At 38.6% G+C, this 13,956-nt stretch carries 7 protein-coding genes; all 7 read right to left on the bottom strand.

Going from position 1 to position 13,956, the window contains the following annotated elements; all coding sequences use genetic code 11:
* Entirely contained in the window at positions 1 to 2,187 is a 2,187-nt protein-coding gene (locus tag QM538_05755) for a hypothetical protein (GenBank protein ID MDI9347991.1), read from the bottom strand.
* A gap of 60 nt (positions 2,188 to 2,247) precedes the next feature.
* A complete protein-coding gene (locus tag QM538_05750) occupies positions 2,248 to 2,922 on the bottom strand; it encodes a DUF4065 domain-containing protein (GenBank protein ID MDI9347990.1) in 675 nt (224 codons plus the stop codon).
* A gap of 61 nt (positions 2,923 to 2,983) precedes the next feature.
* Positions 2,984 to 3,670, bottom strand: coding sequence for a type 1 glutamine amidotransferase domain-containing protein (locus tag QM538_05745; protein MDI9347989.1), 687 nt, complete (start codon positions 3,668 to 3,670; stop codon positions 2,984 to 2,986).
* Between the two features lie 62 nt (positions 3,671 to 3,732).
* Entirely contained in the window at positions 3,733 to 9,564 is a 5,832-nt protein-coding gene (locus tag QM538_05740; protein MDI9347988.1) for a filamentous hemagglutinin N-terminal domain-containing protein, read from the bottom strand.
* A 157-nt stretch (positions 9,565 to 9,721) separates the two neighbouring features.
* Positions 9,722 to 10,477 carry a hypothetical protein gene (locus QM538_05735; protein MDI9347987.1) on the bottom strand — a complete coding sequence of 252 codons (756 nt, stop codon included), beginning with the start codon at positions 10,475 to 10,477 and terminating at the stop codon, positions 9,722 to 9,724.
* Between the two features lies 1 nt (position 10,478).
* Positions 10,479 to 11,570 (bottom strand): hypothetical protein, encoded by a 1,092-nt coding sequence (locus QM538_05730; GenBank protein MDI9347986.1) that lies wholly within the window; start codon positions 11,568 to 11,570, stop codon positions 10,479 to 10,481.
* A 5-nt stretch (positions 11,571 to 11,575) separates the two neighbouring features.
* Positions 11,576 to 13,956, bottom strand: a 2,381-nt coding sequence (locus QM538_05725; GenBank protein MDI9347985.1) for a hypothetical protein, incomplete at its 5' end; no start/stop codon positions are given.

Below are 13,956 nucleotides of genomic sequence, written 5' to 3'. Positions count from 1 at the left end.
TTAGCGTGGTGTAGTGCCTGCGCTGGTATTTTTGCGCTTAATGTATTTATATTTATGAAGGCTTGCCGTACCTAAAAAGTTATTGATGCCTAGACCAGTAATAAATAATAAGATGGTGATAAGGACTCTATAGAGCTCGATAAGTGCGGCAAAGATTTTATTTTTATTAATATTTAGCTCATTAGCAACGGTATCAATCGTATAAGGTAGATGGATTTCTTTAACAAAAGGATGTGGGACCATGTACTCTACAATCGAGAAATTAGGGAGCTCTCTAGAATAATTACTAACTATATAAAAGTGCAAGATAGTACTTAGGACAAAGAAACAACCTATCGGCTTAAAGATAGCCACACCATTATCTGAGATTTTCTTATAGAGGGTGAGGAAGACTACCTCAAAAGACTTTGCGATCATTTTCAATCGATGCGTGGTATACGTTAACCATACCATAGAGTTAAGTGAATTTAAAAACTCACAAGGTGCTAGTAAATATTCTCGGGTATATAAAATATCGGTAGTTATTTTTCTTACGCTATCTTTATCTTTTTCACTTAATTCACGAAGTAATTGTAGGCGATTAATAATACCATGCGCATTAGCTAATAAATATTCCATTGAAGTATCAGCTACTTGGTGTGTGAATTTTAGGCGCACCAAAATCTTGAATATTTGGGGTACAACATACACAGCAACAAAGGCAATAGTACTATACGTTAATAATAAGAAATTGGCAGGAACAGGTAATGGGAATACATATATCCCAATGCAAAGCAACAGACACCCTATCCCATAGACTCGTGCTAATCGTTGCGCTAGTGCAATCTCTCTATTTGCAGTATCAGCATCAATTGGCAAATCGGTAGCCTGATTAATGGCACGATGTATGGCCGCATTAATTATTGTAGGAAGTGAATACTTGATTTTATCAAAACGAAAGTTGCTATTACGGTAAGTGACATTAGCAAACTTGGGTAACTGAGGTAATGCATTATCGTTTTCACCAAAGGCACTACCTTCTAACAATATACTGTTATCAAATCTGGATTCTGATAGATTTAAACATCTATTGATACGACTGTTGCGTAGGTCGAGTGCATGTTCAAATGATGAGTTTCTAAATATAACATCGTGGTTGCAGCTCATTGCCTTGAAATATGAGATCGTAAATTGACATAGGTAGTACTCAACGGTTCTTGAGAAAGTGGTGTAATCAAATTTTATGTTATCTAAACATTTGCAAAATCTAAACTCCGTCTTGGCGTTAAAGTGAGAAAAGGTAAAGGAGGCTCTTTTTTCAAATTCTACTCTCAATAATAATACCTGTGAAGCTGAATAATTCTCTCCCTTCTGTTCATTGCCAAATCTACTACCGATAAACTCAACATCTCCTCTGCAGATAACTTGCTCTAAAGCAACCATAGGTTGTCTAGCATTATCAAGTGTCATAGTAATACTGCTAGGTGATTTATAGAGATCAAAACAACATTGGTTAAATGAGAGTTTTTTATTGAATATTGAATAGGCAATAGTGCAGGTATTAATATGCGTATTACTTGAAGGTAATTCACTTTGCAACACTTCATTGATTATTTTTTTGTTATGTAGAAATCCCAATTGAATTGGGTAATTACTTGTAGTGGAGAGTATTTTCTGTTGTGAAGCAATTTTTTGCTCAATCAGTCTTTCAATGGTTTTCATTTTTTCAAATGAAATAGTAGTGCCGACATAGGCATTCCCCTCAAATAAACAAGCTGCAATATGTAGACTATCAAATGAGTAGTTGAGGGTATTGGCGGTACTTTGGTTTTGGAAAGAAACCTGATCGGTAAAAACACAAAACTCAAACACGATAGAAATTGATCCCGTATTAATGGCGGTTGAATCAAAACAGGAAAGAAAGTCAGTTACACTAGGAAAAATACAACCACTAAATATACATGTGGTACCTTTGTTATTTTTAATATAAGATTTTAATTTTTTAATGAAAGTCTTTTGGTCAATAGAATTTTTCTCAGTTTGCTTTCTCCATTCTGATAATATTGTATTTACCTCTCCATTACTAATTGAATAGTCTTTATAATGTTGATAAAAAGAATGCTCGGTAACTTCTTTATTTAAAAAATCTAATTTTTTATTTAAAAATTCACTCCATGTTTTATAGTTATCATTAAAATAATATTTCATGTAATCAATACGATTCTACTAGTGATGTGATTTTAATTTGAGTGAAGTATGCTGGTGTGCTTACGAGGCAAGCTGACCCATTTCTACAATGGTTGGCTTTACCGCATTAGGTACCATGTTCAATAACTTTTCTCTTAATTTTGCGTCATAGGAAACCAAAGGCTTGCTACCCTCAAAGGCCCTTGCTTGCAAGGCATTTACCATCTCTTGATTAGTAAAATCAAACTCTTCCATACCATGGGTTCTACAATAGTGCCAAGGACTTCGTTCATCATGGGTGATGGATTTAAAATCTTTACCACCTCCATACCGTTCCCATACCCCAGCTACAATCATGGCAGGCAACATTTCCATTTCTTGTGGTACCATTTTTATAAATTTCGTTTGTATTTCTAACAACCTCGCGTTAATCTTAGTTTCATCTTGTTCAGAAGGATAATTATTTTCTAATCTCCACATATCTGACGCAAAACAATCGGGATTAGTTTCGTTGCTATATTCATCTTGAAGAGATTTTATAACAGGGCCATTGGTAGCCACCAAAATTTTATCTTCAAATAACTTTCGGCCACCACTGTAAGCATAAAACCAAGTAAAACTAATATATACCAGTTTAATTAATTTATAGGGGTTGATGTCCTGCTTGTAACCATGGGCAAATACTTTAAATACATCTGCAACATCTTTTGCCGTAACCTGTATTGCGCACTTATCGTCATGTTCTATTTGTGTCATAATTGCCCCCGAATTAATGATACTAATGATTGTACCACAAATCAAGAACTATTTTGACAATTTAATTCGCAGATGCTTTGCTTTTCTGTAGCTCAGAGACAATCGCCTCTCCTACACCAGTTGCCGATGCAGGATTTTGACCTGTAACTACCCGTTGATCCACTGCAATATGTTTCTGCCATAAACCAGATTTCTCAAACTTAGCACCCCGTTCAATAAGCCTTGATTCCAGCATAAATGGCACTACGCCCTGCAACTTTACAGCAATTTCTTCTTCATTCGTAAAGGCATTAATGCGCTTTCCCTCAACAAGGTATTTACCATTACTTAGCTTGATATTTACCAATCCAGCAGGTCCATGGCATACAGCTCCTACCACACCACCTCGTTCATATATTAATGTCGCAAGTGAGGCGATTGCAGTATTATCAGGAAAATCCCACATCGTACCATGCCCACCAGCATAGTAGATAGCACCGTACTCTTCTGGCCTAACTTGTGCGGGCGTAAGGGTATTCTCAACCTTAGCCCTGTACTTAGCATCATCCCAGAACTTCTTATTAACCGCATCTCCTAAATCAAACCCATCTACAGGAGCCTTGCCTCCCTTTGGGCTAACAAAATCAATTTCATACCCAGCACCCACTAAGACATTCCACGCATGTGAAACTTCAGACAAATAAAAACCTGTTGGCTCACCTGTAGAGCCCTTCTTATCATGACTTGTAACTACAAATAATATTTTCATAACATAACTCCTTTTATTTAACAGACATTAGTATACAATGTCAATAATCGACAAATGAAGTACTATATTCTGCCTGAGCAACTATCGTAGATTAAGGACACTAGAGTATCTTTAAAATCGTCGCTACAATTATCCCTTTCATTTATTAGAAACTTCAAGGTAAGGATTTTATCTGTGACCTCAAGGAGCGCATTATAGAATTTATTTAATTCCTCATGAAACTTAATTGGTTTTTTCGCTTTTATACTTACAACGCTAATAATATGCTTATTATCGGGTTCATCGGGTTCATCGGGTTCATCAGGTTCATCGGGTTCATCTACTTCTTTAACATCTAAATCTCGAGCAAACACAGTTCCATTAATCGCAGAAAGTATCAAATGGTTATTGTTAAGTAATTGCTGGTAGTTGAGTATTTTAATTGGTTTAATCTGCGTGCCGATTGAACCATTATATGAAGTAATGGAAACATTACTAGCCTCTAGCCAACTATTAGTGGCATTAATATCACTGTTCGCTATGAGAGTAATTTTTCTAGCTTGAATAATAATATCATTCAATTTAATTTTACCTTTTCCTTCTTCAGTACCAGTCGCAGTCAAGATAAGGTGAGCCTTAGATAAATTTAATTTATAAGGGGAATTATTAACGATACTAGGACCTAGAGAAATAGTAGCTAGAGATGGAAATCTAGGTAAATCAAAATTATTAGCTTTGATTGAATACACTCCTTCAAAATCATCTGTAAGTTTGGCATCAATAGCTCCAAATTTATTATCATGAATATAAATAGACCCAGTGACCGGAGTAAGTAATTGTAGCGATGAATTATCCCAGCTCATAGGTTTGATGAGTATTGCTGTAACTATACAACCCAAACAATTTTTGAAAAACGCGCCTATAAATATTGGATTATTAGATGTGCCAATATTACCATTTTTCGTGATGAGTGTTATATTGTCTGAGTGTATTTTACCGAATCTACCATTTTTGACTTCAATATTATTGTATGCTTCTAGCGTTATTGATGGAGCGACTAGCATATAGTCATTGAAGATAATATTACCTGCGCCAGAACTAGTATCTGAAGCAATCAAACGAATCCTGCTGTAAGAAGTTGAACAACCATATGAACAAATTATAATAGCACCATCATTATTATTATTCTCAATAGAGAATTCAATATTTCCCTTGGTTTGCTCAAGTGAGAATATATTTACATTTTCTATATCATTTACAAATGATGAAAATGCTCCAGCTGATGGAGTTTTAAGATGCACTGCTTTAAATTTGTTAAAGCGACTGCGATTTATTTTTAGATTTGATTCAGTCCAAACACCATTGAATTGTTTTATTGTAATGGGGTTAGTATCTGTTCCTAGTGTTCCATTTATTATAAAGTAGGGGTAGTTGCGACCATTAACTTCTAATTCAATTGAGTTTGCGGTAATCATCGCTATGTCGCTTTGAGTGGAGTTATAAATATTATTTGCTTTTATACGGACATGGTTTGCAATGAGACTATAGTATTGATTCCTAATGACATCGCCTGCACTTGCAATTAATTTGAGCGTTGCTAAGGGAAAGTGTAGATCAGCACTAATATATAGATCGCCATAGGTTTGCTCGAGGGAGAATGTGCCGGTTGCAGAAAAGAAGACTGAATCGAGCACACCTGCACTCGCAGTTTTAATATAGAGAGAGCCATTGGTTGCAATAAGTGTCAGAGTTTGTGGAGTCCATGCAGTACTTGTTTTAGATTCAATAGTGAGGGATTGTATCTCACTGCCGATTGAAGCCTGACTCGCAATAAGGGTAATCAAAGATGCGGTGAGTGAGCCTTGGCTTGTCGCTTCAAATGAATGTGCGGTAGCGTTGATAGATCGTAGGGTTAGGGCATGAGCTATTGTTAATGAACCAGGTGTGACAATGGTTAATGCTAGATTTGGTTGGTTGTAGTTCGCTACAGTTGTGCTTTTGGTGTGGTTTGATTGGTAAAGGTAGAGGGCGCCAGTTTGTCCATGGGTGATCACAGCGTCAGGGGTCAAGATTTCTAAAATATTATCTGATCGTCTAATGTAGATAGAGTCTGTTGCGGTGAGTACTAGTTGAGCAAAGGTTGAAGTAGAAAGTATTATTGGATGATTGGGAGAGCCAATATCACCAGCGTAAGCTTGCAGGATAATGGTGCTGGCAGTAATGGTGGCATCGGTATTGTTGGTGATGGTGTCTCGGATAAATGAAAATGTTGAATAGGCGTGGCTGCCGTAGTTGATACAGGTAGGTAAGCCACTTGTGAGCTCAGTGCAGGTAGCAATATCATTAGTGATGGCTGGAGGGGTTGGTAATGAAATGGTAGTAGAGGTATCTGCAAATATGTAGCCTGCGGTAGCTGATGTAGGTCTGGTATTCACTTGCAACTGCACGAGCTCATTTTTTTTGGGTGCTGAAGTTCGGGCTAGGAATATTGCTTGAGCATCGGCAATAAACTGCGTGAAGGTGCTATCGTTCAATCCTGCAAATACGGTTATAGGCTGCGATGCAGTGCCGATATTACCTTGTGCTGCAATTAGGGATATGGTTGGTGCTCTGATTGATCCTGTGCTACTCGTAATACTGGTATAGGCATTGAGCATGACTGCATGGGCAAACAATGCATGGGATGAGAGCGCTATGGAGCCATTGCCGAGCGATGAGTCTGTCGTATAAAGCATTAATCGTAGGGTGGGATGGCTAATCCCATTTGTCAATGATATATTGCCACTAGTTTGTATGAGAGAAAATGTTCCATAGGGTGATAGGGATGTGGGTGTGCCCGAAGCAAGGGTAGAAAGTAATCCTGCTATATTTGTTTTCAGGTACATGGATCCAGCAGGAGCAGTAAGGAATATATTTTCAGCAGACCAATCATGAGCGGTGCGGGAAACTGTGATGGGATGTTGTGATGAACCAAGTGAACCGGTATATGAGGTGAGTGAGACTATCTGAGCAGTTATGCCTCCGCTCGTGTTAGTGATATCACGCTGTGCCCAGAGGGTAAGCGCATGGACATTGATGGAATGGGTATTGAGTATGATACTACCATAGGATGCTGCGGTATCAGTTGCTACTATAACCAAGGTTGCATTAGGACGGGTAATATCTGCATCAAGGGTGATATTGCCAATGGTTTGCTCGAGGAAATAAACCCCTGAGAAACTTGATGGGATAGTTGCGCTAAGAGCACCCTGTGAAGGTGTTTTGATATAGATAGAACCTTGAGGTGATGAGAGCGCTAGATTGGAAGGAGTCCAAGTGCCTTGTGCTTGGGCGATGTTAAGTGGACTTGATGCTGTTCCAATTGAGCCACTAGTCGCGGTAATAGTGAGATTAGACAGAGTGAGGAGTGCGTTGAACTTAACATTGGTATTGATAGAGTCAGCTAGGAGGGTTAATCGATTGGTGCCAAGGTAGGTAATAGAAGTAAGCAGAGATATTTCATTAGCTTGTAATTCTAGATTACCTGACGCTAATAACGATTCAATGTTACTGCGACTATAAATTGTAGCAGTGGGATTAAAGAGCTTTGTTAGGTCAATGAGGTAAAGCTCAGGCTTCACACTACCATTCGTAGTAGCAAACACAAGAGCATATTCATCTGAGAGGGCTACAGCTTTTCCAAAATATGAATATGATTGTATTGATGGTGCATTAGGGGTAGCAAGGAGATCAGTCCAGCTGCCAGTTACAAGGTTGTAGAGAAAGGCGTTGCCTGTGTCATTTAATGAATTATAGTCATAGGATTGGGCGCTGATGAGAGCGTAGTTGTCTGAGAGGGCTACAGCTGATCCAAAATATGAAAATGATTGTATTGGTGCGTTAGGGGTGGCAAGGAGATCTGTCCAGCTGCCAGTTGTAAGGTTGTAGAGAAAGGCGTTGCCTGTTTCATTTAATGAATTATATTCATAGTATCGGGCACCGATGAGGGCGTAGTTGTCAGAGAGGGCTACAGCTGATCCAAAATATGAAAATGATTGTATTGGTGCGTTAGGGGTGGCAAGGAGATCTGTCCAGCTGCCAGTTGTAAGGTTGTAGAGAAAGGCGTTGCCTGTTTCATTTAATGAATTATAGTCATAGGATTGGGCGCCGATGAGGGCATAGTTACCTGAGAGGGCTACAGCTGATCCAAAATATGAATATGATTGTATTGATGGTACATTAGGGGTAGCAAGGAGATCTGTCCAGCTGCCAGTTTCAATGTTGTAGAGAAAGGCATTGCCTGTGTTAGTGTTATTTAATGAATTATAGTTATAATAATCGGCGCCGATAAGGGCGTAGTTGTCAGAGAGGGCTACAGCTTTTCCAAAATATGAAAATGATTGTATTGGTGCGTTAGGGGTGGCAAGGAGATCTGTCCAGCTGCCAGTTGTAAGGTTGTAGAGAAAGGCGTTGCCTGTTTCATTTAATGAATTATAGTCATAGGATTGGGCGCCGATGAGGGCATAGTTACCTGAGAGGGCTACAGCTGATCCAAAATGTGAATAAGATTGTATTGATGGTGCATTAGGGGTAGCTAGGAGATCAGTCCAAGTACCAGTTGCTATGTTAAAGAGAAAGGCATTGCCTGTGTTAGTGTTATTTAATGAATTATAGTCATAGGATGGGGCGCCGATGAGGGCATAGGAATTAGATAGAGCGATTTCATTAGTATAAATATCGCTCTTATTAATATTTAGACTTTGAAGTAATTCTTTGAATAGCGTCAGAGATGCAGGTGTCTCTCTGATAATGATATGGATGGGGTCGATGAGTATGGTTTTAGCTTGTATCTCTGATGAATTATGGGTTAAGGTATTGGCAGCTGATAATTCTATGTAATTAGTTGCGAAGGCTCTGCCATAAAAATTAGTATTGGTTGCATAGATGCTAATGCTATCTGTTGCTGTGATAGTGGTGGTATCATTAATTGTGATAGTTTGTGGTGGGTTGGTTTTAGAGCCAATATCTATGATATGTCCTGTTATGGTTGCATACAAGAATGTAAGGTTGGTTTTGGCGAAGTAGTATTGAGAGGAGGCATTAATGGTGGCGGAAATAAGTGCATGAGAGTTGGTGGCACGGAGAGTTAGTTGAGGGGCAGTAATCAAGGCAGTGGATTCTAGAAAAATCTCAGAAGCAACTAGGGAGAAGCGATTGGTAGCAGTATGGTTTCCAGATAAGGAGATACTAGCATCTGCAGTAAAAGTTATTTGATCTGATGATGTTTGTGCAGAGCCTAAGATACCGCCTTTCGCAAAGAGGTCTAAACTACTCGCATCTGCAGTAGTATGCAAAGTGCCATGTACTGTTATGGTGCCTTGTGCGGTAAGAGCAATCGCATTAGTAGCGGCAAGCACAGCTGATTGCTCTTGGGTAATCGCTCTAGCCATAAGCTGGATTTTATTCGTGGCGTTAATTGTGCCTAATGAATGAATATCTCCATTCAGAAGCTCGGGATTATTTATGGATATGGAATTCGTCAAAGCATTATAGGTAATGTTACTCATAGGAGTAGCAACCGCAATAAAAGTATTGGCTGAGACTGATGAGGTGGCTCCAAAATAAAATCCATTGGCATTTAAGAGTATTACTCTGCCATTGGCTTTTAAGGAGCCTAAAATTTGAGAAGGGTTTGCATCTAATATATTATTAATGGTGATAGCCGAAGCTGATGGCTGGTTAAACACCACTTGTTCGTTTGGGTTAATTGTAAATGAGTGCCAGGTAAGTGTTGCACTATGAGATGTTTGGTTAATGACAGTGTCAGATGCAAGTTGAGTAATGTTGACGCTCCCATCTGCAACCTGCTCTAAACGGGGAATAGCCTGGAGTAAAGAGGTGGAGAACATTAAAACAACAAAAACAAAAAACTTCATAAATTCTAAGAGTGTATTACTATAGACGCATAAGGACTAGAGAAGGTTCCATGTAATGCAAGAATTTATGTGTAGGGGGTGTGGTATCAAACTACCCCTAAGTTACTGAAATAGCTAGGTTACACTTTAAGAATTGTTGATTTTAATGGCTCAGGAACTACATCTCAAACTGAAACAGAAACTGGATAGATTCTTTCTCTACAGTAAATTTGTTGGTATTATAATTGCTACCACTTGCAGAGGGGCTTAAGCTTTTTCGATAATCACCTAGATTGATCTGATAATCAATACGAAAGTAATTGTAACCCGCATTATCAATTGGAATCAACGCAACTAGGCCAATAAATTGGGAGTTAAACTTGAGCGCTTCGCCAACAAAAATAAAATCATTGGGTTGTAACTGTTGATAGGCACCGATATTAAAATAGAACCGGTAAAATTGATTGCCGTCATGCATACCAATGAGCAGTGATTCATAGAGGTAGGTGCGTTTAGATTGTTGCACTGGTAGTTTGGCTCTGCTAGCGGTCTCATACTCAAACTTCACTACATCTTGTTCATAAGCAAATTCAAGTCCAAAACTAAATGAAGTGTCAGCAAAATCTTTTAATATGCTAAAACCTAATTTTGGAGCTAAACAAGAAGACACCATGCTACAGGTAGTGTATTCTTTTAACTTACCACCTCCATAGAGATCATACTGACTAGCATAGATATCATCTTTTTGATTTAACACTATCGCCTGGGTACCAATAAAAAAATAGCTTTTCCAGGTACTAGCCACTGAGTCTAGGTTAAGGACAGTTTTATCTTCAGGCTCATCACTTGCAAATACAGGAGTGTGAAGCAGGTTGATACTACAGAATAAGAAAAACCAATAAAAGTGAGAAATAGAAAATCGAGAATTAAGCATGCTATTCACCAACTCCCTCTTCAATGAAATCTTCATGGCTATCATTTTGTATATCATTTTGTATATCATTTTGATCTACGATTTTTGAAACTTTGCTTAGGCGCTTGATTGCAGTATTAATCAGTGGGTCAGAGTCTAAACCAAGTCTAACACGCTGTTCAGCAAGCTTCTCATAAGCTTCAGTAGCTTGGGCATAAGATTCATCTGCTACCTCAAGGCAAACTGCTAGATTAAAATCAAGATCAAGGTCCTGCATCGCGACCATCTTGCGAAGCTGATTCCAAAGCTCACATGCTTCCTTATAGTTACCTTGATGAAAGCGTACACTTGCTTGGGTAAAGATGCGGTGGAATAGACCGCGTTGTGCGCTGCTCTCTCGTTTAAAACGAACAATAAAATTAGCTTTAGGAGGAAATAGTTCTAGCGCAATCTCCTGAACGATTGCCTTGATACGCTTTTGAATAAGGTATTCTTCGTCGCTGGTCTCAACCCCTTCCGTACGACAGCGAGTCTCTTCATTACTAGTAGCTTTTAATAATTTAAGTTTATCAGGGATAGTGAAACGATAGATGCTTTCTCCAGATTCTACCTCAATGATTTCAAAGACCAGATGAAAGGTATAGGTCTGATAAATACAATTAATACTAGATCGTCGTACGGTAGTCTCATTGCGCTTAATCGTCAATCCAGTGAGAATTACACCTTTGGCACTTGATATTTTACCGAGCTCTGATTTATCTTCTGCTAATGAGGTAAAAACAGAATCATCCTGAAACTTAAATATTTTATTAATAATATTAAATTGCTTAGAGCCTGGATCAGTAACTTGAATCAAAGACCCTCGATCCGGTTGTTTTGTGAAAAGTAGTTGAGCAACATAATCCTGTACGGTATAGGAATATTCCCCAGAAAACGCATCGTTGGTACTCGTAGTATTAATTAAATATCGTTTTAGAGCAATTACCCTCTGATGAGTGTTCTTTACATTAACGCTATAGCTGATTGAGTCATCGCTAGGTTTTACAACTGCGCCAACAAGACCAGTAGCACCCACCAAGGCGAGCGTAATAGACATTATAAAATAGCGCTTCATTTCCATTAGCAATAGAGTTTCTCTAGTCCTAGCAAAGAGGTATCACACATTGAACGAAATGGTGAGAGCAATGATGATAATAATTGCAAGATAGGTAAAAGTGTTTTTGGCTTTGGATTGCGTTTAGGTATGCTGGCTAAACGAATTCCTACTAATGCTGAAGTAAGATCACCACCGACATTGGAAAACACTCTAAGTTCTCCTCCCGTAGGGATTTTTTGTGAAAGGAGTAACTTTGCCAAAGCCTCCGCATTGTTATCACGAGTCAGGTATGCCTTAAATCCAGTACCTAAAGTAAGCGTAAAGCTTGAAAAATCATTACTAGCTGAATTGACCCGAAGCGGTATTACTGAAGTACCAATATCTCCTGCTTGCGAAATTAAACTAATGGAATTAGCAATGAGATTAAAACCACCACCCTGTGAGAATATCCCCTTTTGAGCATTAATCGTAAATGACGCAGCTCTAAACTCTTGATTGCCAAAAATAATAGCGCCTTCAATGGCAATGAAGCCAAGCGAGCGAGTACTGGCTGAGATATTATTATTAATTACAAAATTACCGGTTTTTTGAATAAAATTAACCGTCTGCCCTGCTAATAAACATCGTTGAGTGCAACTAGTCTCACCAAGTAAAGCAATAAACGATGTTGCGCTTTCTGAGGCAAGGAATATGGAGTTGGTGGCGTTTATTCTAATGAAATTACTACCATCAACAATAGCTTGGTCAAAAGTAAGATTGATCGGATTTTTCGTCGTGCCGATTGAACCACCTGCAGTGAATTCTAACTGATTTTTATTTCCCATAATAGTGATGGTCGCGCTGCTGGTGATATCCCCACTGGTAATAACCACTAACCCTTGTGAAGTAAAGGCATTTTCAAAATTAATACTTCCACTAGAAGCCACTAAACGAACATGTGTCATCGGAAGTGAGACATCATTATTAATAGTAAAATTGCCGCTTGATTGGGTAATAGAAATCTGAGGTGTAATGGTGTTTCCTGTTAATATACCCGAACTCGCAGAACAACTACCAACTGGAGTGATAGCGCCAACACAATGAGTGGCACGAAGTAAATTATGAGCTCCGCTTTCCATAGTTGCATAGGTGCCTGTTGCTGAAAAGAGTTTCAAGTTACTTGCCTGCAGCACGGCATTAGCATTAACTAATTTAAAAAGTAGTGGGGTACTGCTACTACCAATACTACCAGATACCGCAATTAATTCTAAACGCTTGTTACCACCAATATATACAAATGATCCTGGATTAGCTCTAATACTTGATCCAATTAGTCTTAAGTTCACATTAGTAATTGGGTTATTGGTGGCGAAAATAATATCCCCAGTACGAGCGGATAGTACCAATGTATCTACTGCACCAGGCAAATTAATCTCAGCACTATAGCTAATATTTCCAGTTGATTGGTAAAGGCCAAATATACCTCCAGAATTAGTAGTAAAGCTACCAGTTAGTAACGAAAACACATTAACAGGATCTTCAATAAATATGGAAGCACCAACCACTTTTAAGTTTTCTGAAGTCCAATTCCCTCCTCCAATTCGCGCTAATCGCAGAGGTAATTGTTCAGTGCCAACCGTACCATTTTCTGCGATGAGAGTAATAAATTGTAAGGCAGCAATATTCAAAAGATTTGCATGTGTGATATTGCCAACCGTTTGGATAAGTGAAAATATTGGTGGAGAACTTGGTAATGCGGTGAGTACCCCTTCACTAGAAGTACGAAGATAAATTCTAGTAGATGGAGTAACAGTAAAGGTAAGAGTGGAGGAAGTCCAAGTACCGGATGAGCGATGGATAGTTAGTGGCTGTGTCGAACTACCTATCAAGCCAGAACTTGCAATTAGGTTGATGATTGAAGCAGTAATTGATCCTGTCGTACTAGTAATATTATTGGAAACATCAAGTTTGACCGTTGATGCTGTTATAGATAGGTTAGATAAATTAATTGAACCATTTGATACATTACTGTCAGATGCTTTAAGGTAAATTACCGCAGAAGGCAAATTAATTGATTCTGTTAGGGTAATATTACCTAAAGTTTGATGCAGAGAAAAAGTTTCTGTTGCTCGGAACACAATGGTAGGAGCTACGCCAGTCAATGTAGTAAGTAATCCCTCAGCTGCTGTCTTAATAAAGATCGATCCATTTGAAGCGGATAGTGCAATTTTAGATTTTGTCCAAGTATCTGAACCCGATGTCGCAATAGTGAAATGATTACTGCTACTACCTATCGTACCAGAAGATGTGCTGAGGGTGAGTACTCCACTACCGAGGGTGAGGTTGCCAGTAGTGGTGGTAATGTCTCGATAGGCGTCAAGAGTAACAGATGATGCATTAATAGAATTTGCACCAAGTGAGATTG

Source organism: Candidatus Methylacidiphilales bacterium (assembly GCA_030054035.1).
Classification (GTDB): Bacteria; Pseudomonadota; Gammaproteobacteria; order JASGCS01; family JASGCS01; genus JASGCS01.
The sequence above is the reverse complement of the archived record's forward strand: the minus strand, read 5'-3'. Positions and strand labels throughout refer to the sequence as shown.